This window comes from Phycisphaeraceae bacterium (assembly GCA_019636795.1).
In the GTDB taxonomy this organism is placed as follows: domain Bacteria; phylum Planctomycetota; class Phycisphaerae; order Phycisphaerales; family UBA1924; genus JAHBWW01.
Genome location: JAHBWW010000001.1, coordinates 90,928 through 115,765, shown reverse-complemented (window position 1 = coordinate 115,765; position 24,838 = coordinate 90,928). Strand labels below are relative to the sequence as shown.

The window sequence follows — 24,838 nt, the reverse complement described above, 5'->3', positions numbered from 1 at the left end:
CCCATGAAACCAACCGCAATCATCCTCGCACGCGGTGGAAGCAAAGGCCTCCCCGCAAAAAACCTTCGACCGATCTGTGGCCGCGCCTGCGTCGAATGGACCTTTGACGCCGCCCTCGCCTCCAGCCGCCTCGCGCGCGTCCTGTTCTCCTCCGATTCCGCCGAGCTCCGCGCCATTGCCCACGGCTACAACATCGAAACGCACACCCGCTCTGCCGCACAAGCCTCCGACACGGCAACCATCGATGCCGCTACCCGCGAAGCCCTCGCCTCCGATCCGCTCGCGGGCCCAATCGTCATTCTCTACGGCAACGTCCCGATCCGCCCGCCCAACCTCATCGACGACGCTCTCGCTCTTCTCGAGCGCACCGGCTGCGATTCTGTCCAGAGTGTTGCGCCTGTCGGTCGCCATCACCCATGGTGGATGTCTCGCATCGACGACCACCAACGCCTCACGCCATGGCAGGGCGACACACTCAACAACAACGTCTTTCGTCGGCAGGATCTCCCGCCCGCATACATGCCCGATGGCGGCATCATCGCGCTCCGCCGCGACGCGCTCGAACTCCGAATCCTCGATGTCATGCCCGGGCCACACGCCTTCCTCGGCCGCGACCGCCGTGCCATCATCAACCCGCCCAACAGCGTCATCGACATCGACACCGAAATCGACCTTCAACTCGCATCCGTTATCCTCGAAGCAGCCCGCAGGAGCGTCGCATGAACATCGCCGGTCGTCGCATCGCACTCGACCTCGAGCCATACATCATCGCCGAGATCGGCGTCAATCACGACGGCTCAATCGACAAAGCCATCGCGCTCGTCGAAGCCGCAGCCAACACCGGCGCAGACGCCGTCAAACTTCAGTTCTTCTCTGCCGATCTGCTCATGTCCCGCGGCGCGCCCCTCGCACAATATCAGACACACGCGCGAGAACGCGATGCATTTGCCATGCTCAGGCGGCTCGAACTTCCTATCGAAGCCATGAGCCGGATCGTCGCCCACGCTCACGCCCACAGCCTGCACGCCATTGTCACCGTCTTCAGCACCGAACTCGTCCCCACAGCCGCCACCCTGCCGTGGGACGCCTTCAAAACCGCAAGCCCCGACATCATCCATCGCCCGCTTCTCCGCGCTCTTGCCGATCTTGGCCGCCCTCTCATCGTCAGCACCGGAGCCGCGACCGCGCAGGAAGTCGCCCGCGCTCTTATCTGGCTCAGTGCCATACAACACCGCCTCGCCATTCTTCATTGCATGAGCGCCTATCCCGTTGCACCCGAACATGCCTCCCTCGGTGCCATCGCAGCACTCGGCTCCATGTTCGATGGCCCCGTCGGCTACAGCGACCACACCACGCTCGTCGAAACCGGAGCCCTCGCTGTCGCAACCGGCGCCACCATTCTCGAAAAGCATCTCACGCTCGATCGTCACGCCCTCGGGCCAGATCACGCCGCCTCCCTCGAGCCCGCACCCTTTGCCCAGTACGTCGCACAGGCCCGCCGCGCCCACGCCATGCTCGGCCCCGTCTCAAAACAAGTTCTCCCCTGCGAACGCGATGTTCGCGCCGTCTCGCGCCAGTCCATCGTGGCCGCGCGCACCATCCCCGCAGGCCGCCCCATCACGCGCGACGATCTCACCTTCAAACGCCCCGGCGGCGGGCTTGAGCCCTGGATGCTCGAACAGATCCTCGGCCACGCCCTCACCATCTCCCTCAACCCCGGCAGCCTCATCGAACTCGCCCACCTCATCGAGAGCCCGCAACGTTCCGCCGGATGACCTACAACACCTCATGTCTTCAGCAGCGCCCGCAACCCGCCGCGTCGTCATCGTCACGGGCTCCAGAGCCGACTTCGGCCTCCTCGTCCCAGTCATCCACGCCATCGAGCAGCATCCCGCGCTCGATCGCCTCGTCATCGCGGCCGGGTCACATCTCATCGCACCCGCACTCACCTTCCGCGACGTCAAGGCGCTCTTCCCTGTCGCCGACTCCATTCCCATGCAGGTCGCCGGCGCCACCGGGCGCTTTGCCGATGTCGCCGCAGTCGGCAAGGGCATCTCTCGCTTTGCGCGCAGTTTCGAATCGCTCGCGCCCGACTGGGTCGTAGTGCTCGGCGATCGCATCGAAGCCTTCGCCGCAGCCGCCGCCGCTTCCATTGCAGGCATCGCGCTGGCCCATATCCATGGCGGAGACCGCGCCGAAGGCGTCGCCGACGAAGCCATGCGACACAGCATCTCCAAACTTGCACACCTTCACCTCGCCGCGACCGAATCCTCTGCCCAGCGCCTCATTCGCATGGGCGAAAAGCCGCAACACGTTCTCACCGTCGGCTCACCTGCCATCGATGGCCTCGAAGCTATTGAACCCCTCGACGATGCGCACTGGCTCCAACTCGGCAATCCCACCGCCGTGCTCATCTTCCACCCGATCGGCCGCAGCAACGACGCCGAAGCCGCCGCCATGCGCTCCATCCTCCAAAGCCTCGCCGACGAACGCCTCCTCGTCCTGCACCCCAATCATGATCCCGGACGCGACGGCATCATGCACGCCATCCGCGAAGACACGCACCCAGCAACTTTCGCCGAGCACATTTCCCGCCCGCACTTTCTCGCCATGCTCAAACGCCTCGCAGCCTCCGGCGCCCTGCTCGTCGGCAACAGTTCGGCAGGACTCATCGAAGCCGCCGCACTCCGCTGCCCGGTCGTCAACATCGGCCATCGCCAAGCCGGTCGCGAAAGGCCCGCAAACGTCATCGACGTGCCCGACGAGCACGCACCGACCATCCGAGCCGCGCTCGCACGCGCCCGTGCTCTCCCGCGGGCAGATCTCTCTCATCCCTTCGGCGATGGCCACGCCGCCGAGCGCATCGCCGCCGCGCTCGCAGACTTCGACCCCAAAGCCCCCGCCTTCCTCCGCAAACACAACACTTACTGATCTCACATCAGCGCACGTCCTCAACCCGCCCAAGCCTCGCCCCAGCGAAAAATGCGCCGAGCATGTCTAGCGCCGAGTAGCCCTCGCGCGCCCACTGCGCCGCGCAGTACTGACACAAACCCACCCCGTGCCCGAATCCACGGCCTCGAATCGTCACCCGGTCCCCCAGCACCTCAACCTCGAAGTCATTGCTCGGCAATCGATCCGCAGCACTCAAGGGCATCGGCCGCCCGTCGTTCATCGCCACACGCAGATCGTCCGCAAGGAACCGATATCGCCCGTGCCGATCGTCCACCACCACATATGTCCCAGGCCGACCCGATGGCGACACCTCATCGATCTCCACCCGCACAATCGACCCCATCCCTCTTGCCGCGTGCCCCACTGCCGCCGCCCAAGCACGAACACGATTGGACACTTCCTGCCGCCCGCGCCGGCGCGACCACCGATACAGCGGCGCATCGTCGCACGCATGCGCACGCGAATGCCCGCCCAGAGGCTCGGCCGCATTGAACGCCAGCCTCCCCCTGGTCGGCCACACCATCGCCGCCGATGCCGCTCTCCCGCCGCACGCGCTCGCAAAGTACGACCGCAGCACGTCACCTTCCCACGTCAGCACGAGCCCACGCGTCCGCTCAGCCGCACGAGTCGCTTTCTCCAGAGGCTCTCCACCCGCGAACACCTGATGCCGTTGATCGTCATTGACGTCATAGTGCCGTTCGATCGCACGTCCCATCTCGTGGACCACATAGCTCCGAGCACAGATCGCCTGCGCTTCAAAGCACGCATCAGCCCAGTGCCCGAACAACTCACCTCCCAGTACACCCGCGACGTACCGCTCCAACTCCACAGGCCTCACCACATCAAAAACTTCACCCTCCCGCCATACACACACAATCTCCGCTCCCAACACACGACCATCGCTCCGCAGCGTCGAGCCCATCACACTCCGAAACTCGATCGGCCCACGTCCGCGTACCTCCCGCCCACTCGCATCGCGCGCCACCATCTCCAATCCACCTCGAATCTCGATCGGCGCAACCAGCATCACTTCCCGCGCCCGCCCCACGCGGGCCGCAATCGGCCCCAAGTGCTCCACCACCATCGCCGACCGGGCCTCCGCCACGCGCACCCGCACCGACACCGCCTCCCCCCGCTCCATATGCAACGGCATAAGAAGCACGACAATCGCCATCACAACCATCACTCCCGCAAGCCCCCACGCGCACGTCGCCACCCACTCGGTTCGCGCCGCCACCAGCCACGGGATTCGTTTGGTGTTCAACTCCAATCGACGATACCATAGCGGACCAGTCAGGAGTCGCCTCATGCTCAATCGTCTTGTGCTCAGCCTCGCGCTCTCGCTTGCTCTTGTTTCAACCGGTGGCTGTTCCTCCGGCCGCTCCATCGCCACCGATCGCGCATTCGATGGGCCCCCCATCACCGTCCGCCCTATCGACGAACATCAACTCCTCGTCGTCGAAGCCCCCACGCCAGGCTGGACCATGCGCATCGATCACATACAGCGCAAACTCAACCACGCCGATGTCTTCGTCACCATGCAACGCCCCGACCCCGGCGTCCTCTACGCCCAGGTCATTGTCGAGCAGCAACTGCTCACCAATGTCACACTCTCACGCCCCGTCAACGTCTACGCACGCACCCTCGCCTTCGGACAAACTCGCAAAAAACCACCCTACCGCCTCGCTGCCAAGTCCGAACTGCCAGAGTGAGGCTTGCTCATGACCACACTTTACGACGACGACGCACTCGACCTCCTTCAACTCGCCTTCACCCCAGGGCTCGGACCCATCCGTATCGCCCGCTGCATCGAGCACTTCGGCTCCCCCGCCAAGGTTCTTCGTGCCTCCCCCAAGGCCTTCGAATCCGTCCCCGGCATCGGGCCCAAACTCGCCAGCCAGATTTCTTCTCACGTTCGCACAGCACGCCAACTCGCTCTCGAGCAGCTCGACGCCGCCGCCAGCATCGGTGCCACCATCCTTCTCAAAGGCTTCCCAGGCTACCCCGCACTCCTGGCCGAACTCGACGACGCACCCGTTATGCTCATGGTCAAGGGCCGCATCGACCACGACGACCTCGACCGATACCCCGTCGGAATCGTCGGCTCTCGCAACTGCACGCTCTATGGCACCGAACAAGCCGAGCGATTTTCCGCCGCGCTCGCTCGCGCCGGCCTCACCGTCGTCTCCGGCGGGGCACGCGGCATCGACACCGCCGCTCACTCCGCCGCAATCAAAAGCGGCGGACGAACCATCGTCGTACTCGGCTGCGGCCTCGGGCACATCTACCCCGACACCAACGCGGCACTCTTCGACCGCATCGTCGCAGAGGATCGCGGTGCCATCGTCTCCGAACTCCCCATCGACACAGCCCCTAACGCCAACAACTTCCCATCACGCAATCGCATCATCTCAGGCCTGAGCCTCGGCGTCCTCGTCATCGAAGCCGGCGCACGCTCCGGAGCCCTCATCACCGCCCGAGTCGCCGCAGAAGAACACGGCCGCGAAGTCATGGCCCTCCCCGGACGCGTCGATTCCGTCGCCAGTCGTGGCACCCTCGAACTCATCCGCGATGCCGCCGCCGCCGCTGTCATCGAGCCCGCCGACGTCATCGCCACACTCGAAAATGCCGCCCGACACCACTTCTCCGGCACACACGAAGCCCGATTCGTCGATCCCGTTCGCTCCGAAACATCTCTAGGGTCCGATAATGAAATACTCGGAGCCGCAAATCCTCTTCAATCCCGCATTCTCGCCGCTCTCGATTCCCCCCGCACCGCCGACCAACTCGCCCAGGCACTCGAAATAGAGTCTTCCACCCTGCGCAGCGAACTCACCATGCTCGAACTCGCCCGTCGCATTCAGCGGACCGGTTCGACCTTCGTGCGCGTCACGACTGCACGGTGAGATATCCTCGCCCGACTGCGAATTGGGATTCCACTGAGCCTGACAAATTGGTAAGATTTCACCTTTACAACCACTTGCCGTGTGGATACTGCTTGGCTATCGTGCTCCGAACAATCGCTCAAGTCCATACCATGCTCTTGCCGATGTTTGGTGTGTGAGTGGATAAGCAACTTGTCTCCAAACCTCGATTCATCGAGGTTCTTTGAAATCTCGGCATGAGGCCGAGGCAGAATGAGAGGCTCAGGATGGCCTATCGAATCGCAACGGAACGTTCAAGCGCCGTCCTTCGGCTCGGGCCGGGCGGCGCATTCGTGCGGGAGTACGCTGGTGAAGGTCGCAGCCTGCGAGAACGCCGAAGTCTTGACCCCGCGATGGCGGACGCTGCCCAGCATGCGTCGACCAACCGCCACGCCCCGCTCGATGTCCAATCCGTCGCCCATGCAGCCGCTGCTGTCACACTTCTCGATCATCAGCGGGCACGCCTCGGCCGCGTCCTCAGCCGCATCCGCCTGGGCACCCACACCCTCGATCGCGAGTTCGACTCGCACGACCCCGAATCACCCACATCCAAGGACACATTCTGGAGCAACCTTTCCAGAGCATTCAGTTCCATGCGAAAGGACGTAGACAATGATGAATCTCACCCCCAAACAACTTCGGATCCTGCAACTCATTCGCGACTGGCGCGTGCGCCGTGGCTTTTCCCCGACCATGCAGGAACTGGCAGACGAAATCGGAGTCAGCAAGGTCACAATCTTCGAACACGTCGAAGCACTCATCAAAAAGGGAGCCCTCGTCCGCGAACCCAACAAGGCTCGCTCTTTGTCGATCGCTGAGGGCGCCATCGTCCCCGATGAAGGCCGCCCACTCCGCTTCCCCCTCGTCGGAAAAATCGCCGCAGGCTACCCCATCGAAAAAGTCGCAGAAGAAGAAGAAATCGACCTCGCCGAACTCCTCGGCAGCTCCGAAGAAAAACAAGGCTCAACCTTCGCACTCCGCGTCGATGGCGACTCCATGCGTGACGAAGGAATTCTCAGTGGCGACTATGTCCTCCTCGAACGCGCACAGGTCGCCCGCAATGGCGATCGCGTCGTCGCCCTCCTCGAGGACGGCAGCACCACCCTCAAAACCTTCTTCAAAGAGCCCGATCACATCCGCCTTCAGCCCGCCAACCCCGACTTCGAGCCCATCCGCGTCAAGTTCTGCCAGGTTCAGGGCATCGTCAAAGGCGTCATCCGTCGTTACTGAGCCTTCCCCGCCCCCACACAAACATTCGTCAAGCGGGAGCATTTTGCTCCCGCTTTTTGCTTGCGCGTGGTATGCTGATTCTCACTCGTCCAGGCCTCGGGTGCGTTCGACCCGGCACCAACCAGTTCTGTCCCGTTCGATCATCAAGAGAAGAGAGGAATCCCCAACATGCTCCGACTCGCTCCAATCACGCTTGCAACCATCACCAGCCTCGCCGCCGCACAACCTGTCGTCCTCAATCTCCAGTCCGGATCCCAGATCTCCGTCACCGCAACCCTCACCACAATCCTCGGCTCACGCACCGACTCCGACTCATCAACCATCTCCGGCACCATCACCATCGAACTCGACAACTACTCCAATCCCACCGCCATCACCCTCCACGATTTCCAAGCCGCTCTCGACCAGAACCTCAGCCTGAACTTCAGCTACGGATTCTTCGGCTCGATCAATGTCAGCATCACCAATGCCGACGCCTCCTACGCCACTCCCGGTTCACCCACTGGCCCCGTTCCTGTCGCGGGCGACTCCACCTTCCTCCTCCCCGCCGTTCCCACTAACCTCAATGGCCAAGGCGCCGCCACCGGCAACATCATCGGCATCGGCAGCATCAACGAAACCTTCAACCTCGCCGACTTCAGCCCCTTCGAAGCCGACTTCGCCGGCAGCGTCGGCGTCAACAACGACATCGTCACCCTCGCCGGAACCATCAACTTCGAAGGCGAGTCTGAAGTCCAGTCCGGCGTCACTCTCGCCATCCAAGGCACCCTCACCCTCAACGCCTCCGGACAGGCACCCGATGACCCCTGCCTTCCCGACTGGAACGGCGACGGCGAACTCAACTTCTTCGATGTCCAGGAATTCCTCGCCGACTTCAGCGCACAGAACCCCCGCGCCGACCTCGCCCCCGATGGCCAGTTCAACTTCTTCGATGTCCAGATCTTCCTCGCAGCCTTCAGCGCAGGCTGCCCCTGAACCTCGCGGTCATCGCTTGCACACATGAGCCTCCCGGGTCTGTCTTCGACCCGTGGTGTTCACGCTGCGCACAACGCCTGTTCACTCACATCACGCATCGTCCATGCGACGAGCTCGCGCGAGACCTGCGCCCATGTGTGTTCACGCAGCGTCCTTTCGCGGCCGGCCTCCGCCATCGCGCGCCGCCGCGCAGTGTCACCAAGCAGCCCCCGCGCCTTGGCCAGCGCCTCAGCCGGACCTGCAAACGACTCAACCTCCACGCCATCCTCAAAAGCCTCATCGAGCCCCTCACGCCGGTCGCACAGCAGCGCCGCACCCGATGCGGTGATCTCGTAAGGCTTCAGATTCAATCCGACATCGTCCTGCCAACGCATCGCATTGAGCCCGATCCGCCCACTCGAATACGCTCGCGCCATGTCGCCATACGCAAGGTTCCCAAGCAGCCGGGCTTCGCATGGCCACTCTCCAAACTCCGCCTGCCCAAACACCGCACACTTGAGTCGCTTTGACAAGTACGTAATCGTGAACGCGCGCCGCCACGACTCGATCCCGCGCACCAGCGAAAACGCCCGCACAAACACGCTCGGCAACTCCCGCAGCTTCCGCCCCGCTTCCCCCATCCCTTCACGCTCCAGACGCTCAAGATCTTCAAGCATCGGTGTGCCGGGACGCGCGAGCCGTAAACGCACCAGTCCTTCAAACAGCTCCATCATCGCATCCGCTGCATCCAAGGTCTGCGCCAACTCCCGGAGTTTCGATAGGGAACCCACCGCCCGTTCCTCACGCATCGCCTGCACATCAGGCTCGTCAGACTCCAACTCGCGCAGCATCAACGCGCTTGGCTTCGCATCCCCAGGACCCGTCCCAAAAACAATGTCGAACCGCTCCTCTTCATCGCGGTGTGGCCTGAACACGTCCTCATCAATCCCATACCCCCGACCAATCGTCGGCCCAAACCCAAGCACCTCCGTCATCTCGCGCGAAATCCCAGGATTGTTCACATAGTGTCGCACATACCTCCCGCTCAAGAGCGGCGATCGGCACAACTCCGCAAGCGATCCCCCCGACGCCCAATGGGGGGCATCAAGCCAGAACATCAAGTGAGGCCTCTCAATCACATCAAAAAACGACCTCGGTTGCCCGTTCCGCACACCCTGCGACAACACCCCAAGCGCATTGGCCCACATCCCCACTGAGAAGTCAACGCGGTTCACATCCATGAACTTCGCAATCATCCCGGTCATCTGCTGAATCACCGGGACACGCGATGCCCCCGCTGCCTTGTAAACATTCGCAATCGGCTCAATCTCCAGCCTCAGAACATCATGCCCGCCACGCTCGAAACCACGCGCCATATCCAGAAAGATGTCACGCGAGTTCGTACCCGGATGAGTAAAAAAAACAATGCGCATGGCGACCGCTCCACACTGGGTTCGGCCTCTTATCGTCCCTTTCCCCACAGCGCGACCACTCAGGAACACTGTGCACACAGAACCGCGCCAACAACACACAAAAAGACACAGCACTGAGTCCCTTGACCCTTTCGGGAAAATGATCTCAGATGCTGTGCCCCCTCGGTGCCGCACATGGCTGTGACGCCACCTGCGGACTTCTCTCTCTCACTCCGAGCGGGCGGACTATCAGAATACTCGTTTTGCCCCCGCGCGTACAGACCTTGATCAGGGGATTTCGGGGGTTTCATCGCATCTTTTTGCTCTCGGCCACCCGAGGGTCCCAGAACACACGCGCATAAGCCCTGAAGCCATTATTATCGGACAATCACGCACCCTCCGCCGCGCATTTCTCCCCTCTCCGCAACGCTGTCGGCCAGGAACTCCCGCCCCACGATTCAGCCGCTCGCCCGTGCCTGAATAGGATCATGCGTGGGTGAACGCCGCTCTTTTTCCGCCTATCCCCCAGCCGTTGATCGCCTGATCCGCGAACTTGCCCGTATGCCCGGCATCGGCGCACGATCCGCCGAGCGCCTCGCCTTTTACCTCCTCAAATCAGACCGCGATGTCGCGCTCGGACTCTCAGCCGCAATTGCCGACATCAAAACAGCCGTCCGTCACTGCTCACTGTGTTTCAACCTCACCGAAGTCGACCCCTGCCCGATCTGCGCAAACCCCAAGCGCGATCACGAACGCATTCTCGTCGTCGAGCAGCCCAAAGACCTCATCGCGCTCGAGCAGACCGGAATGTACCAGGGCCTCTACCACGTCCTCATGGGACGCATCAGCCCACTTGATGGCATCGGACCCGACGACCTCACGATCTCCACTCTCGTCCGCAGGGTCGATGACCCATCGCTCAACGGAGGCATCAAGGTCCGAGAAATCATTCTCGGATTGAACCCAACACTAGAGGGCGACGGAACTGCACTTTTTATAGCAGAAGAATTCCGCGGCCGCGATCTGCAAATTACGCGCCTGGCACGCGGTTTGCCCACCGGGTGGCAGCTGGAATACGCCAACAAGGCGGTTCTTGCCGATGCGATCCAAGGCCGGCAATCAATGGGTTGACGCCGGCATCGGAACCTGACGCAGGATGCTCCCCATGCGCTTCGAAGCCTCCCAAAACATGAGACTCGGCCAAACCATGAAATTGGCCCCGAGGATGATCCAGTCCATGGAAATCCTCCAGATGTCTCTGACCGAACTGGCCGAACGCATCGAACAGGAACTCGAAAGCAATCCAACCCTCGAACTGCTCGAAATCGAACCCGGCGACGCCCCCCCGCCCGACGAACGCGCCGACGGCGAACTCACCATCGACGAGACTGGCGAGCAGGACTTCGCTCGTCTCGACGACTACGAAGCCGACAACCCCGACGCCATCGACAGCGACTTTTCCTCCGCCAGACTCGACGCCCTCGAACGCGCCGATGGCCTCCACCCCCAAAGCCCAAGCCGCACACGCCTCGATGGTGAAGCCGACGCCAAATCCGAAGCCATGGCCAGCGCACCCGCACGCGCTTCATCCATCACCGATCAACTCATCGCACAATGGGCGCTGGTCGATGTCGATGAACGATTGCGCGAACTCGGCGCTCAGATCATCCGCTTTCTCGATGACGACGGCTATTTGCGCACAGACCTGACGGAAATCGCCGATCGATCCCCGAGAACCGAACAAGGCGCACTCGCTCCAACCCATGAGGATTGGGAACTGGCGCTCCAGGCTGTTCAGTTGCTGCTCGAACCGGCCGGTGTCGCAGCCCGTGACGCGCGCGAATGCCTCCTGCTGCAACTCGATGCCCTCGTCGAATCTGAACACGACTACGACCCCGGCTCGACTGCCGTCGCGCGCCGCATCGTCGCCGATCACCTCGACGATGTCATGGCCAATCGGCTTCCAAAGATCGCCGAGAAAACGCGCCTCGACCTCGATGAAATCAAAGCCGGGCTCGAAGTTCTCCGCCGCCTCAGCCTCGCACCTGCCCGGGCACTGACCGACACCAAAGAGCCCGCCATCACGCCCGACGCCATCATCGAGTACGACGACGAGCAGGACCGTTATGTCGCGTATCTCAACGACTGGCGCATCCCCAACGTGCAGATCAATCGCGAGTACGCGATGCTCAGCCGCGACAAAGCCCTGCCGCGCAACGATCGCGACTTCATCAAGAAAAACCTCTCCAACGCGCAGTGGCTCATCGAGGCTGTCGATCAACGCCGCAGCACATTGCTGCGCGTCATCGGCGCTGTCATCGCCGAGCAGCGCGACTTCTTCGACTTCGGCCCCGAAGCCCTCCGCCCGCTCCCCATGACGCACGTCGCCGACCAACTCGGCATCCACGTCGCCACAGTCAGCCGCGCCGTCGCCGACAAGTATGTCCAGACCCCGCGCGGCATCGTCCCGCTCCGCAGTTTCTTCAGCGGCGGCCTGCAAACCGAAACCGGCGAAGACATGTCCTACGACGCCGTCCGCGCCGCGCTCAAGGAACTCATCGACGCCGAAGACAAACGCAAACCCCTCAGCGACGAAGCGCTCGTCAAACTGCTCAACGAGCAAGGCATCGAAATCGCGCGCCGCACCGTCGCCAAATACCGCGACCAACTCGCCATCCCAGCCGCTCGCCTCCGCCGCCAGTATTGATCCACAACCAATACCACAAGCCACCCCTCACCGGACACAAGTCTTCATGCCCGACGCCGGATCTTCGGGCGCACACTTGAAGCCAAACTACCTTGCGCGCGAGCGCCCGAAGGTCCGGGTGAATCGTCGTCAAACCACCACAACCCGCCGCACACGCGGGCGCCAGCCATGCCTTTGCATAACCGGTTGCCTTGGCCGGGCGCCATCGTCATGGCTTTGCATGACCATGACGGACATCCGCTACAGGCAGGGTGACACCGATACCTCGACCCCCGTCATGCTCAGCGTGCCACCGAAGTCGGCTCTGCGACTTCGGTGCAACCCCACCCTTGCACCTGAACAGGCAGACTATCAGCCTCCTCAGGGTCCGTCGGGCGCGGACTCGGGTTCGGAGTTGGGTGCATCAGGCTCATCGGCCGGCGGCTGCTCGGGCTGGTTGCGGCGGCGATTCGGACGCTCAGGCTCGGGCGGCACTTCACCTTCGCGCAGCGTCTTGACCATCTCGCCGACGAAGGCGTTGATGCGCACCTTCTGGTGCCCGGTCGCTTCGTTGCCGATGCCTCGGTTCATGAAACTCGCGATGCGGGCGGTGCTCTGGACGGGCATGCGCCCCGACTGCATAAAATCGAGATCGCGCTTGGCCTGCCGCCTCGCCTCGATGAGGCGGTCCTCGTCCGAGATGTCGCGTTCTTCGCCCGCGATTTTTTCCATCGTCTTAGTGAACTCGATGAACTTGTCCTCGACATACCGCGCACGCAGCGTGGGGGGCGCGCTCATGTCGAGATTGCTCGCATAACTGTCGAACAGATCAACCGCCAGCAGCGAGGCGTTGCGCTCGAACTGATCGCGCACCGCTCCGGTGAGCTGCGCAGCGAAGAGGGCCATCAGCAGCGACTGATCGCCGTCGAGCGTGCGCAAGCGTGCGACCAGTTGCGTCAGCAGTTCGATGCGCTGCTCGATGGGAAGTTTGTTGAACTCTTCGGTCAGGAGCGCGTAGTTGAAGAGCACGTCGATATTCGCGGTCGAGAAGTCCGGCTGTTGCACCGGTCGCGTCAGGGCGTACACCGTGACCGCCCCGCCGATGGCCAGGACCGCGAGCGAGCCGAGCATGCTGTATCGCAGACGCCGGTTCGCCCACCAGGTGCTCAGCCGCGTGCGCACCGCAGCATCAAGGCGACGGTCCCAACGCTCGCGGCGCGGCGTGAGCACCGCGGCCGCAGCGACACCCTCATCGTCGAGCAGGCTCGTAAACTTTGGCTGGTTGGAAGTCATCATAAAATCCTGTACTTAGCCACCCGGCAGCCCCGCGAGGCGAGCAACATCGGTGATGAGCTCAACGAGAAACTCCGGATCGTTGATGTTGATGTCGGCCCAGTCGGCCCGAGAATCAGAGATGAACATGGCATTGGCGCCCGGGCCTCCGGTGCGCTTGTGAAAGTACACGTCGTTGCTGTCATCAAAGACGCAGGCGTCGATCAGGAACGGAATCTCTTTGCCCTTCTCGCGCCAGAGTTCCCAGACGCGTGCGACGACACTCGGGCTGATCTGCATTGCGTAGAAGATTTCGCCGAACTGGAAGAGCGAGCCGGGAATGTAGAGGTAACTGGTGCCGTAGGCCTCCCAGTATGGGTCGGTGGTTTTTCCGTCGTCGCCCGGGCAGCGGTAGGGCACTTCGCTGAGGAAGGGCGCGTCTTCCTGGTTGATGTATGTCGGGTCGCGGCGGGGGCTGGGCGCGTCGATGTAGGATTCGAGGACGGTGAGGAGGGTGACGTCGTTGCCGCCTCCGATTTCGCCCGAGCCGATGATGGGGAGCACATAGGGAAACGCGCCCTTGGACTCCTGATCCATGTACATGCTGATCCCCTGCCCCAGGGAGCGGAGGTTGGACAGGCATGCGATGCGGCGGGCGGTTTCGCGTGCCTTGTTGAGGGCGGGGAGGGTGATGCCGATGAGGATGCCGATGATCGCAATGACGACCAGAAGCTCGATGAGGGTGAAGGCGCGGCGCGATGTGGTGGCAAAGGGTCTCATAGTGGCAGTCTCAGCATGAATTGGCTCCGAACCTTCTCGTCCACGATCCGCTTCGCTGCGGGGGTCTGCACAGATCTGAATGTATCGGCATGTCGGGCAAAAACCGAGCGAAACTCTTCATCTTTCTGGGCGGCCTTGGCAATGCCTTGGGCGATTGAGCCTGCGGCTTTCTTGAGTTGTGCGGCCCGGGCGAGGGCGAGTCCGGTGGCTGTCAGGAGCAGGGCCGGGGCTTGAAGGGGTGCTGGCAGGAATGGAAGTGCGGTTTGAGACAAGGTTTGTATCATACCTTCGGGGGATTGGTCGTCCAAGAAGATTCGATTGAACTGCTCGATGCCGGCGTCGATCGAGGCGATGCTGGACTGGAGGTCGGCAGCGGCTGTTGCGCCGGCGTGACGAACGGCGGGGGGCTGGGCGGGGTCGGCAGCGATCGCGGCCAAGCGTTCGGCTTCGAGCGCGAGCTGCTCGCGGGCGATCAGGGCCGACTCGCGCACGTCGGCGAGATGAGCGCGATCCATGCACCCACAGAGCGCGAGGCACGCGAGCAGACAGAAGACGGCAGCGAAGAGGCGGACAGCGAAACGAGTGGTGAGTGAAAGCATGAGAATCCCCCTGTGGCTGCACGATGCGTTGAACGGGCGCGGGCAGCAGCGCAAACCCGAACGGGGGGAGGCTGATGGGGGGAGCAGTTCTGGGGGGATGACGCGATGCTACAGCCAAGCGGGAGGCAATGCAATGGGTGTGCTGCACAGCGTCGCGATTCTGCGCGCGCGGGCGGGAGATGTGGGGGGAAATGTGTGTGGGGGTGAGGGCGTTCCGAATTTCGACCCGGATCTTCGGGCGTTGATGGGCAATGAAGATTGAGAGCAACGGTGCGCCCGAAGATCCGGCGTCCAGTGTCCGGAGTTCTGCGTCTGTAGTTCTGTGTTTGACGATCCGGCGGGGTGGTTGTTGGGTTCAGGGGGAGGCAGTTGCTGTTGCCTGTGGGATTGGGTCGTCGAACTCGTCGCCTCGGAAGAGGGAGCCGAGGTAGACGCGGCGGACGAGGTCGTCGTTGATGAGGGCTTTGGGGGTGCCCTGGGCGAGGACTTTGCCGGAATCGATGATGTAGGCGCGGTCGCAGACACGGAGGGTCTGCTGGACGTTGTGGTCGGTGATGAGGAAGGCGATGCCGAGGGAGGTGAGGCGTCGGAGTTCGACCTGGAGTTCTTCGACGGCGATTGGGTCGACGCCGCTGAAGGGTTCGTCGAGGAGGATGAGTTTGGGGTTGGTGACGAGTGCGCGTGCGATTTCGAGTTTACGTCGTTCGCCGCCGGAGCATGTGCGTGCGAGGTGTTTGGCTTTGTGGGCGAGGCCGAACTGGGCGAGGAGGTCGGTGGCGCGTTTCTTTCGATCGCGGCGGCTCAGGCCTTGGGTTTCGAGGATGGAGAGGAGGTTTTGTTCGCAGGTCATGCGTTGGAAGACGCTGGGTTCCTGGCTGAGGTATCCCATGCCGAGGCGTGCGTGGCGGTACATGGGGAGGGTGGTGACATCCTGGTTATTGAAGGTGACGCGGCCGGAGTCGGCGTCGATCATGCCGATGGTCATGCGGAAGCTGGTGGTCTTGCCGGCACCGTTTCGACCGAGGAGCCCGACGATCTCGCACTTTTCTACGGTGAATGCGACGCCATCGACGACGGTTCGGCCGGAAAAGGACTTGCGGAGATTGGAGGCTTCGAGGATTGGCACGCGCGGGAAGTTTAGGGGCGGCGCGGGCGTCGGGGTGTGGTCAGTGGATGAAGCGGAAGGTCATGGGGTATCGGAAGTACTCGCCGCGATTGGCTGCGACGGATCCCATGATCATGCCGATGCAGCCGAGGACGTAGGGGAGGAATGCTGCGGGGACGAGGAGGATGAGCCCTACGCCACAGGTGATGGTACCGATGACAGCGGCGAGGATGGGGAGGACGACGGAGTAGATAAGGATGGTGATTTGAAAGTTGATGACTTCGCGGCCGTGGTCATCGAGGAAGCGTGATTGGTCTTTCTTGGATGCCCAGATAAGGATCGGGGCGATGATGGTGACCAGTGGGAGGACGAGGTGGCCCAGGAGCGAGAGATGACAGAGGAGGGCCCAGGTGCGTTCGTCGTCGGTGACGTTGGGTTCGCACGCGCGCCCGCGTTCATTGAGTGGGAATGGGGATTCGGACATGAGGAGGGTTCCGTGTGGGCCTGAACAGGGTTGATTGGGGAGCGGGGCGGGGTGGTTTCACGCCGAGCGGGTCCAGGAGCGGTGGAGATCGCGGAGGAAGTCTACCAAGTGCGACGGCTTGGGGGCGAAGGCGGAGCGGGCGCGGGAGCGTGCGGTGTGGAGTTGGTGGGCATGTTCGGCGCGGGCGAGGGATGCCAGGTGGGCGGCGTCGGGACGCTGGAGAGTGTCGAGGAGGGTCAGGAGAATGGTGAGATCGTTGCATGAGCCGAGCGCCTGGGTGATGGCGCGGAGTTCCTGAGCCATGGTCTGCAGGAGGCGGGGATGAATCGTGCGGCAGAGGCGGAGGTGGTACCAGTGCTTTTTGGCTGCGAGTCGCCAGCGGTGGAGGCTTTCGGGGGATGGGGAATCGGTGGTGGGCATGCGCTGCCTTGCTTTTCGGTATTCGCGTTGGATGCCCAGCCAGAAGTCGTCGGTCGTTGGCGAGAGATCGGCGGCGGGAGTGCGGAGTTGGCCGAGTTCGTCGCGGAGTGTGCGGCGGAGATCGGATGTGAGCGTTGTGGGGGCAGCGGGCGGAGCGGTCGCGCGGGCGAGGGCGCGCATGAGACTGTCGAGATCGGAAGGGGGGGAGATGCGGGCGAGGGAGCGGGCGGTGCTGGCGATGGCTTCGTGATCGCGGGCGGGGGCGATGGTGTGTGACAGGCTGCGGATTTTGCGGTCCATGGTGCGCAGCGATTTATCGTGACGGAGATCGCCGCAGCAGTGCAACGTTGCGCGGGCGCGCTTGCAACTGGTGCGAAACGTGCGGAGTTTCGAGGCGGTCAACGCTGATTGTGCCCGATCGATCTGCTCGATGAACAGTCGGCGCAGATCGCGCTCCTGGTCGTGAGGATCGACAAGACAGAACGGCATGTTGTGCCTCCCGGGCTTGAGTGTAACGCGAGGGGGAGGCTCGCCAAAGGATTATTCAGGGAGTTTTTCGAGTTCTCGTTCGACGCGATCGACGAGGCGGCTGACGGTATCGAGGCCGAAGTCAAAGCGGAGACCAGCAGCGGCGAAGAGTTCGGGGAGTGGGCGCGAGCCGCCGAGGGTCATGGCGCGTTTGTAGGCGTTGAGGGCGGCGGCGGGGCTTTCCTCGAGCGAGCGGAGCCAGAGTTGGAGTGAACCGAGGCGGGCGATGCCATACTCGATGTAGTAGAACGGGACGCTGAAGAGGTGGCCTTGTCGCTGCCAGAAGATGTCGCGGAATGGTTCGAGGCCTTCCCACGAGACGGCGTTGCCGAAGCGTGCGACGAGGTCGCGCCATGCGTCGCGTCGCTGATCGCGGGTGTGTTTCGGATTGGAGTAGAGCCAATGCTGGAAGGCGTCGATGGTGGCGATCCAGGGGAGGAGCGCGATGGAGCCTTCGAGTTGCTTGCGGCGGGCGCGTGCGAGATCGCTGGGGTCGGGGTAGAAGGCGTCCCAGTGAGGCATGGTGAGAAGTTCCATGGACATGGAGGCGACTTCGCAGAACTCGATCGGTGCGTGGCGATAGTGGAGCAGGGGCTCATCGTTGCAGAGCACGGAATGGAAGGCGTGTCCGGCTTCGTGGACCATGGTTTCGATGTCGTGGTGCATGCCGGCGGCATTCATGAAGATGAAGGGCTTGCGGATGAGGTCGCGCATGTACTGATAGCCGCCGGGGGCTTTGCCTTTGCGCGAGTCGAGATCGAGCGATGAGCCGTCGCGTGCGCCGTGCGAGCTTGCGCCGTCGCCGAGGTCGCGGAACATGGCTGCGAGTTGCGGGTCGAGCTGGTCAAAGACGCGCTGGGTGCGTGCGACGAGGTCGGCGCCGCCCTTGAAGGGCGTGAGCGGCGCTCTTCCCTTCGGATCGACGCTCAGATCCCATGGGCGCAGGGCGTCGACGCCGAGTTGATCGCGGCGCTTTGCGTCGAGGGCGCGTACGAGCGGGACGATGCGTTTTTCGCATGCTTCATGGAAGTCGAAGCAGTGCCCGGGCGTGTAGTCGAAGCGGAGGCGTGACTTGAAGGCGTACTCGACATAATCGGCACAGTCGGCGTTTCGCGCGACCTGGTCGCGCAGGCGGATCATGTCGTCGAAGATCGTGTGGATGGTGTCGACGTCTTCGAGGCGACGAGCGGTGACGGTGCGGTAGGCGCTCTCGCGGATTGTGCGATCGGTTGATTCCTGATATACGCCCATCTGAGGGAGCGTTTTTTCCTGGCCATCGAACTGGACGGTCATGGCGCCGGTGACCTGCTGGTACTGCTGGCTGAGTTTGTCGAGTTCAGTCTGGAGCGGGACGTTTTCGTCGCGGTAGAGGGTGACGGCGGCGTTGGTGTCGCGATGGAGGACGAGGTAGCGGTCGGTGGTGAGGCTGAAGCGCTCGCAGAGTGAGGCCTGGAGTTTGTCGAGTTCGAACCCGATGGGCTTGATGCGTGGGGCGATGTGCTCGACGTAGTGGAGGTAGGCGTCGCGAGCTGCGGGGTTGTCGGTGTCGCAGGTCATGTTGATGTAGAGGGTGGCGGCGGCCTCGCTGCATGCGGCTTCGAGTTCGGAGCGATCGACGAGCCACTGTTCGAGCGTGGCGCGCGAGGTTGCGGGGTGGTCGAGAAGGTGCTGGAGGCGTGGCTCGATCTGTTCCCATTGGGTTGCATCGAATGGGGTGGTGGCGAAGGTGGAAGGCTGCGGCATGATGAAATCCTCGTGGATTCGATGGTAGGGCGTGGATGTGCGCATGAAAAAACCCGGAGCGGATCAAGGCTCCGGGTTTGCGCCGACGAGGAGCGACCTGTCGAACGTCAATCTCTCAGGAGGTTGGTGAGGTACTCTTTTTCTGCAGCGAGCCAGTCGCGTTCCCAGTCGCTGAGTTCCATGCCCCATGTGAGGAGCGCGAAGTTGGGGTTATTGCGCACCATTGATTCGATGCGGTTGAGGTTCTGGCGTGCGCGGCCGACGAAGCGCGGGCGAATGTCGCGGGGTGCCTGAGCGGCTGCGGCGCGGGCTTCCATGTATGTGGCGAAGTATTCGTTGGTGCGGGCCTGGTCATCGGAGACTTTCTTGCGGAAGTCGAGCATGGCGCTTTCGGCGCGGCTGATGGGATAGATGTAGCCCACGCGGTTCTCGCCGACCCAGTCGACTTCCTGATATCCGAGTTTCTGGGTAAGTTCGGCGAGGTTTTTGGCGGTGCCCTTGCTGAAGCGATAGCGTTCGGCTTGCTGAGCGGTGAAGGTGAGGATGTCGTTGCCGGGGTTGACGAGGTGCTCGCCTTCCTGGGTCTGATACCAGTAGACCTGTCCGGTGCGGGGGTCGATGGTGCAGGAGAGGGGCTCGTTGATCTGCATGGCGCGCATGATCTTGGGGTCGTATCCGCCGCGTGCGCTGATGCGTTCCATCATGTAGAGGACTTCTTCGAGGCCGCGACCGGCGACAGCCTGAAGGCGACCGGACCAGCCGGTGCATGCGCCGTAGTTGCCTTCGGGAAGGAAGTAGATTTCCTCGGCGCAGTGCGCGGTCATTGCGGCTGCGGAGATGGCGGACTCGATCCAGGCGACAGTGCGGAAGCGCTTCTTGTATTCGTTGTGGATGACGTCGGAGAGGCGCTGAATTTCGAGCAGGAGTCCGCCGCCGGAGTTGATCTTGAAGACGACGATGCCGGTGCCGTCGGATCCGAGGTCGCGTTCGAGAATCGGGATGAGGTCGTAGAGGGTTTTGGCGGTCATTTCGATGCCGACGGTTCCTTCGAGGCTGATGATCGCGCCGCGTGGTGCGCCGGGGGTGCGTGGTCGGATCTGCTGGATGGGGTTCGGCTTGGGGTCAGTAGCGGTTGCTGCGGGGGCATCGCGTTCGATCTTTGCGATGTTGTCAGCGAGGAAAAACTCGGTGTTCTCGATGCTGCCCAGGCGGGTCTTGATCCAGACGGACCCGTCGAGTTCGCGGACGATGGTGCCTTCGATCTTGCGACCGTCCTTGAGATGGACGACATCGGATGCGAAGGAGAGGTGGGTCGCGACGAGCAGCAGAGCTGCGGCTGCGACGGTTGCGAAACGGCTGATGAATGCTTTGATGCTCATGGCGTGTGTGCTTTCTGAGTGAGTGCGGTCGAGTTATGGACGATCGGCGAGTTGCTGGAGGCGGATGCGTTCGATAAGGACGCGGAGTTGGTCGACGGGTGGGACGCCGATGCGGGAGAATGCGAGAGACTCCTGATAGCGTTCGACTTGCGCGATGATTCGGCGGAGCATGTTGATCTGCTGGCCTCGAGCGCGCTTGCGTTCGTTGTAGTCGCCCTGAACGTTGATTTCGTTGAACTCGCGGAACATGCGTGGAATGTCGCGTTCGAGGCGGTCGATGGCACTGGACCAGCGGGACATGATGCGCTGGGATGGATCGGAGACGAGTTCATACTGATCGACGATGCCGAGGAAGAACATGATGTCTTCGATGGAGTCGGCGGTGCCCTTGGAGACGCCTAGTTTCTGGGCGATGCTTGCGCGGAGGGTCAGGACATCGTTACCTTCGCCGCGGACCTTCGCTTCGTCGGTGTCTTTGTTTGGTCCTTCGCCATCATCGGTGAGGAGTTCGGCACCGGGGACGGGGGAGGTGTGGTAGACGGGTCTTCCGCCCTGCATTGTGTAGTAGAGGGTGAACTTGCGCCAGGTCATGGCGCGGACGATGTTTTCGTCGTAGCCATTGGGTGCGGCCATACTGATGGCGCGTGCAAGACGGAGAGAGCGTTGCTTATCGACGACGACCTGGTCGCCGACGCCTTCGAACATGTCACCGAGGTCGCCGATCCCGCCCATGCGGCCGTTGCTGGCGAAGTAGATATTGGGGGCGAAGAAAGGAATGAATGCGGCACCTGCCATGGCGTTCTTGACCCAGACCACGACTTCGGGCTTCTTTTCCCAGTGGGTGACGAGGTTTTGTCTGAGGAGGGGTTCGATATCGTCGGCGATGCCGAACTGGTCGAAGCCGTAGCGGTCGTCGCCGAAGTCCTGGCCGAAGCGTCCCCAGTTGTTGTTGACTTCGATGAGGAGGTAATCGGGCTGGAGGCGGCGTGCGGCCTCGACGGCTTGTTTGATCGGGGTGACGTTGACGTCGCGTCCGAACCAGCCGTCGAGGGCGATGTGGTAGACGATCTTGCGATCGGGCGAGTACGAGTCGCGGGTTGGGGCGAGGATCTCGTCTGCCTCGACTGCGGCGTTGCCTTCGTCGATCGTAACGGCATCGCCTCGGACGATGGAGAGGATGTCGGCTTTTCTGTACAGCGTGGCGGATGCGCCGCGGATGGACCCGACGACGACGAAGATCGAGATCGAATCGGCGGTTTCGGATTCGATGACGCCTCGGACGATGCGGCCGTCGCGGAAGATGACCTGATCGATGGATTCACCCTGCGCGACAGCGGCGTGTGCAGTGGCAGGGGTGCATGCGGCGGTGCCGAAACCAATTGCCAGCGCGAGACACGGGGCGCAGGCAAGGGCTTTCAAGAGGTTGGAGACGCGTGATTTTTTCATGGTGCGAGTTCCTCTGATACTGAGGGTGAACATATGCGGTGCTTTCCTGGGCCGCGCGGATTGGGCCGAGGCGGGAGTCATTCCGGTCGTGATTGTTGGACACCGAATTGGGCGGCGAGTTCCCTTGCCTTTGCGAGAGCCTGTTCGAAGTGAGTGATGGTGCTTTCAAGTTGCAGGTCATAGACCTGATCAAGTACCAAACGAAACCCTGGTCCTGGGGTGAAGCCGGCTTGAATTAGGGTGTTTCCATCGATGAATGGTGGCGGGGCGAGCCCGGTTGGGGTGGCCCGTAGCCGATCGAGATCGGAGAGAATGGCGGCTTGGAGGTCCGGGAATGTTGCGACAAGGGCCAGCGAGCCATTGAAGCAAGGGTGCATTGCCCAGCGTTTGAGTTGGGCGGTGGTGGCGGTGGCCCATTCGGATCGGAGGTGGGCGGCGAGTTCGAGGTGCTGGACGAAGGCGTCGCGGTCTTCATTGCTCAGGACGAGGGCGAGTCGCCACTGCCTTGCGATGGTTTCTGGGGCGAGGTTGAGGCCATGCCGATCCAGAGCCCAGGCTGCGAGGCTGAGTGGGTAGGAAGCGTTGTGGTCAAGCAAGACGAGGTGATTGAGTGGAGCGGTGGAAGTTGGCTCCTGAAGGACCGGGCTTTCGAGGCCTGTCTCGGCGAGGAGTGCGATGGCGCGGGCGCGTGCATGATGTGTGAGAATGCGGCGAATTTCTTCGCCGATGCGCTCGCGGCTGACGCCGACGAGGTGGGAAGCGTTGCGGCGCAATGCATCAAGGGTTGCGGGATCGATGGTGAAATTGAAGCGGGCTGCGAAGCGCACTGCGCGGAGTGCTCGAAGGTGGTCTTCGGCGAGGCGTTCGTCGGGGTTGCCGACGGCGCGGATGATGCGTCGATCGAGGTCGTCGAGCCCGCCGACGAAGTCGATGACGTGCTGGCGTGTGCTGTGGGGTTGGGAGGAGGGATCGAGGAAGAGGGCGTTGATGGTGAAGTCGCGGCGGAGGGCGTCGGCGCGAGGATCGGAAAAGGTGACATGGTCTGGGTGGCGTCGATCGGAGTATGGGCCATCGGCGCGGAAGGTGGCGACTTCGATGGTGTGTCCGAGTTCTCGGACGAGGACGACGCCGAAGGCCGCGCCGACGAGGGCGGTGCGGTTGAAGAGTGAGCGGATGCGATCGGGGCTTGCGTCGGTGGCGATGTCGTAGTCTGTTGGCTGGAGGCCCAGGAGTTCATCGCGGACGCACCCGCCGGCGAAGTAGGCGAGATGGCCTGCGCTTGCGAGTTTGCGAGCGATTGTGGCGGCTGCGTCGCGTGGGGTCTTGGGCGTCACGACTGCAAGTGTAGTGCGGAAGGGCCGATAGTCTGAGGCGTGAGGGTGTGGGGCGCAGGTCAGAGTTTTCCCGATCGTCATAGGCGTGAGGGTTTGTGACCAGTGGGAAGCGTGGAGGGCTGGAGCGCTTGTTTTGCGTGAAGGTGAAGTCGATATTGATAGAGAGTGGCCGTAGCGCGCTGCGCCCGGTCAGTTCATGGAGTGACGCAATGCGCAAGGGCACCGGTGACACGACACGAGGGGTTGATCGGCCATCGATTGGATCGATCGCGCCAGCACCGGACCTCATGGACGTGATTGCGGAGATCGAGCGCCGGGTGGGGCAGTTGCAGACTGTGGAGATCGAGTCTGCGGACTCAGAGACGATCGAGCGTGAGCGGCGTGAGAGCCTCGAGGAATTGGCGACTCGGCAGTACGAGTTGAATCAGCGCGAGACGGAGCAGGCGGATCTTGCTGCCCGCATGGCGAGTCAGCGTGAAGAAGTCGAGCGACTCTCGGCGGCACTTGCTGAGCGTGAGCGCGGGATCGCCTCGCGTGAGGGCGAGGTGGGCGCCAAGGCCGGGCAGATCGAGGAGATGCGTGGTTCGCTCGAAGCGGCGCGTGCGGAGTTGGCTTCGCAGCAGAAAGCTTCGAAGCAGCTGGCTGAAGCGCAGGAGCGTGAGCAGCGGCGGCTGAAGGAGTACAAGGAGTTTCTGGCGCAGCGTGAGCAGGAGATCGAGGAGCAGGCTGAGGCGCAGCGCAAGATGCGTCGTGAACTGGCGGAACTGGCGCAGAAACTATCGGTTGCGGAGAAGGAGAACAAGGTTTCGGCGGTCAAGACGAACGAGGAGCGCGAGGCGGCCAAGGCGCGCATTGCGGAACTGGAGAGCCGGTGCTCTTCGCTGGAAGAATCGTGCAAGTCGCTCAAGTCGAAGAAGGACAAGGCCCGGCCGGCGTTGATGACCGAGCCAGCAGCGATGCCGATGGGTGTGCCGGTGATGGTGCAGTCGCGGGATGAGCGTGCGACATCGAGGACGGCGGGTTTTGTGTTGTTGTTGATGACGACGCTGGTGCTCGGCGTGTCGGTGTTTGCGATGATGCAACCAGCGTTTGAGCATGTGGCGATCTGGGGTGTGGGTTTTGCGTTTCTGGTGCCGCTGATCGGATGTTCGATCATTCGCCGGCGTGGGGTGGACTTTGGGCTGATGATGGTGGCGATGTTCGCGGGTCTTTTTGGCCTGTGGTTTGAGCCTTGGTCGGGGGTGGTGGCGACGGCGATCGAGGTGTGGCATCTGCCGCTGGAGGTGGTGCCGGCAGCGATTGCTGCACAGTTGCCGCTGGCGGCTGCAGTATTAACAGCATGCGTGGCGGCTTCGATTGCAACGGGACTTGCGACGGACGACTTTGAAGTTCTGTTTCGCGGTTTGCTGGTGAGTTGTGCGACGGGGGGCGTGCTGCTGGTGCCAGATGACGGCGCGCGGATGATCGTGGTTGCAGCTGGGGCGATCTGGGTGCTGTTGCACACGGCATTGCTGACCAAGTGGGCCGGTGCCGATCAACCTGGGCAGGTCGTTGTGACGAGCGGCCTGCGACTGATCTGAGTCGCTGTGC

Annotated in this window: 24 protein-coding genes; 11 read left to right on the top strand and 13 right to left on the bottom strand. The window is 62.6% G+C overall.

Going from position 1 to position 24,838, the window contains the following annotated elements; translation table 11 throughout:
• The first annotated feature begins 3 nt into the window (after positions 1-3).
• The 3 genes from KF757_00490 to neuC are packed head-to-tail and all read left to right on the top strand — an operon-like array spanning position 4 to position 2,931.
• On the top strand, positions 4-723 hold the full coding sequence (locus KF757_00490; GenBank protein ID MBX3321444.1) for an acylneuraminate cytidylyltransferase family protein: 720 nt from the start codon (positions 4-6) through the stop codon (positions 721-723).
• Complete coding sequence (locus KF757_00485; protein MBX3321443.1) at positions 720-1,775, top strand: N-acetylneuraminate synthase family protein; 1,056 nt, start codon at positions 720-722, stop codon at positions 1,773-1,775. Before KF757_00490 ends, KF757_00485 begins: the two co-directional genes overlap by 4 nt.
• A gap of 13 nt (positions 1,776-1,788) precedes the next feature.
• Complete coding sequence (gene neuC / locus KF757_00480; protein MBX3321442.1) at positions 1,789-2,931, top strand: UDP-N-acetylglucosamine 2-epimerase (hydrolyzing); 1,143 nt, start codon at positions 1,789-1,791, stop codon at positions 2,929-2,931.
• Positions 2,932-2,938: 7 nt separating this feature from the next.
• On the opposite strand, the gene KF757_00475 is transcribed toward neuC, so the two are convergent.
• Positions 2,939-4,261, bottom strand: a complete 1,323-nt coding sequence (locus KF757_00475) for a SpoIID/LytB domain-containing protein (protein ID MBX3321441.1) — start codon at positions 4,259-4,261, stop codon at positions 2,939-2,941.
• Between KF757_00475 and KF757_00470 the strand changes: the two genes are divergently transcribed.
• Together KF757_00470 and dprA are read left to right on the top strand one after the other, a co-directional pair.
• Positions 4,260-4,664, top strand: coding sequence for a hypothetical protein (locus KF757_00470; protein ID MBX3321440.1), 405 nt, complete (start codon positions 4,260-4,262; stop codon positions 4,662-4,664). The genes KF757_00475 and KF757_00470 overlap by 2 nt on opposite strands.
• Positions 4,665-4,673: 9 nt before the next feature.
• Entirely contained in the window at positions 4,674-5,858 is a 1,185-nt protein-coding gene (dprA, locus tag KF757_00465) for a DNA-processing protein DprA (protein ID MBX3321439.1), read from the top strand.
• A gap of 272 nt (positions 5,859-6,130) precedes the next feature.
• On the opposite strand, the gene KF757_00460 is transcribed toward dprA, so the two are convergent.
• On the bottom strand, positions 6,131-6,406 hold the full coding sequence (locus KF757_00460) for a hypothetical protein (GenBank protein ID MBX3321438.1): 276 nt from the start codon (positions 6,404-6,406) through the stop codon (positions 6,131-6,133).
• A gap of 82 nt (positions 6,407-6,488) precedes the next feature.
• Here KF757_00460 and lexA point away from each other — a divergent pair, with 82 nt between their 5' ends.
• Together lexA and KF757_00450 are read left to right on the top strand one after the other, a co-directional pair.
• Positions 6,489-7,106, top strand: coding sequence for a transcriptional repressor LexA (gene lexA / locus KF757_00455; protein ID MBX3321437.1), 618 nt, complete (start codon positions 6,489-6,491; stop codon positions 7,104-7,106).
• A gap of 168 nt (positions 7,107-7,274) precedes the next feature.
• Positions 7,275-8,081, top strand: a complete 807-nt coding sequence (locus tag KF757_00450) for a hypothetical protein (protein MBX3321436.1) — start codon at positions 7,275-7,277, stop codon at positions 8,079-8,081.
• A gap of 59 nt (positions 8,082-8,140) precedes the next feature.
• Here the strand turns inward: KF757_00450 and KF757_00445 are convergent, their stop codons facing one another.
• Positions 8,141-9,493, bottom strand: coding sequence for a glycosyltransferase family 1 protein (locus KF757_00445; protein MBX3321435.1), 1,353 nt, complete (start codon positions 9,491-9,493; stop codon positions 8,141-8,143).
• A gap of 471 nt (positions 9,494-9,964) precedes the next feature.
• Between KF757_00445 and recR the strand changes: the two genes are divergently transcribed.
• Together recR and rpoN are read left to right on the top strand one after the other, a co-directional pair.
• Positions 9,965-10,603 carry a recombination mediator RecR gene (gene recR, locus KF757_00440; GenBank protein ID MBX3321434.1) on the top strand — a complete coding sequence of 213 codons (639 nt, stop codon included), beginning with the start codon at positions 9,965-9,967 and terminating at the stop codon, positions 10,601-10,603.
• A 106-nt stretch (positions 10,604-10,709) separates the two neighbouring features.
• Entirely contained in the window at positions 10,710-12,179 is a 1,470-nt protein-coding gene (gene rpoN / locus KF757_00435) for an RNA polymerase factor sigma-54 (GenBank protein MBX3321433.1), read from the top strand.
• 360 nt (positions 12,180-12,539) lie between these two features.
• On the opposite strand, the gene KF757_00430 is transcribed toward rpoN, so the two are convergent.
• Genes KF757_00430 through KF757_00420 form a run of 3 tightly spaced genes read right to left on the bottom strand, consistent with a single transcriptional unit; the run spans position 12,540 to position 14,809 of the window.
• Positions 12,540-13,451, bottom strand: a complete 912-nt coding sequence (locus tag KF757_00430; GenBank protein ID MBX3321432.1) for a hypothetical protein — start codon at positions 13,449-13,451, stop codon at positions 12,540-12,542.
• Positions 13,452-13,466: 15 nt separating this feature from the next.
• Positions 13,467-14,210 (bottom strand): prepilin-type N-terminal cleavage/methylation domain-containing protein, encoded by a 744-nt coding sequence (locus KF757_00425; protein MBX3321431.1) that lies wholly within the window; start codon positions 14,208-14,210, stop codon positions 13,467-13,469.
• Positions 14,207-14,809: a hypothetical protein gene (locus KF757_00420; GenBank protein ID MBX3321430.1), complete on the bottom strand. Its 603-nt coding sequence runs from the start codon at positions 14,807-14,809 to the stop codon at positions 14,207-14,209. The genes KF757_00425 and KF757_00420 overlap by 4 nt, the downstream gene beginning before the upstream one ends.
• Between KF757_00420 and KF757_00415 the strand changes: the two genes are divergently transcribed.
• On the top strand, positions 14,808-15,071 hold the full coding sequence (locus KF757_00415; protein ID MBX3321429.1) for a hypothetical protein: 264 nt from the start codon (positions 14,808-14,810) through the stop codon (positions 15,069-15,071). The two genes, KF757_00420 and KF757_00415, sit on opposite strands and share 2 nt — an antisense overlap.
• Before the next feature lie 93 nt (positions 15,072-15,164).
• On the opposite strand, the gene lptB is transcribed toward KF757_00415, so the two are convergent.
• From lptB to KF757_00380, 7 genes are all read right to left on the bottom strand, one after another.
• The gene (lptB, locus tag KF757_00410) at positions 15,165-15,935 is read right to left on the bottom strand and encodes an LPS export ABC transporter ATP-binding protein (GenBank protein MBX3321428.1); all 771 of its coding nucleotides are present in this window, start codon (positions 15,933-15,935) and stop codon (positions 15,165-15,167) included.
• A 40-nt stretch (positions 15,936-15,975) separates the two neighbouring features.
• Positions 15,976-16,398, bottom strand: a complete 423-nt coding sequence (locus tag KF757_00405; GenBank protein MBX3321427.1) for a DUF4870 domain-containing protein — start codon at positions 16,396-16,398, stop codon at positions 15,976-15,978.
• A 57-nt stretch (positions 16,399-16,455) separates the two neighbouring features.
• Complete coding sequence (locus tag KF757_00400; protein MBX3321426.1) at positions 16,456-17,307, bottom strand: CHAD domain-containing protein; 852 nt, start codon at positions 17,305-17,307, stop codon at positions 16,456-16,458.
• 51 nt (positions 17,308-17,358) lie between these two features.
• Positions 17,359-19,089: a M3 family oligoendopeptidase gene (locus KF757_00395; protein ID MBX3321425.1), complete on the bottom strand. Its 1,731-nt coding sequence runs from the start codon at positions 19,087-19,089 to the stop codon at positions 17,359-17,361.
• Between the two features lie 107 nt (positions 19,090-19,196).
• A complete protein-coding gene (locus tag KF757_00390; protein MBX3321424.1) occupies positions 19,197-20,468 on the bottom strand; it encodes a hypothetical protein in 1,272 nt (423 codons plus the stop codon).
• Between the two features lie 33 nt (positions 20,469-20,501).
• Positions 20,502-21,914: a hypothetical protein gene (locus KF757_00385; GenBank protein ID MBX3321423.1), complete on the bottom strand. Its 1,413-nt coding sequence runs from the start codon at positions 21,912-21,914 to the stop codon at positions 20,502-20,504.
• Between the two features lie 77 nt (positions 21,915-21,991).
• A complete protein-coding gene (locus KF757_00380) occupies positions 21,992-23,248 on the bottom strand; it encodes a CCA tRNA nucleotidyltransferase (protein ID MBX3321422.1) in 1,257 nt (418 codons plus the stop codon).
• A 209-nt stretch (positions 23,249-23,457) separates the two neighbouring features.
• On the opposite strand from KF757_00380, the gene KF757_00375 reads away from it, so the two are divergent.
• Positions 23,458-24,828 (top strand): hypothetical protein, encoded by a 1,371-nt coding sequence (locus KF757_00375; protein ID MBX3321421.1) that lies wholly within the window; start codon positions 23,458-23,460, stop codon positions 24,826-24,828.
• Positions 24,829-24,838 lie beyond the last annotated feature (10 nt).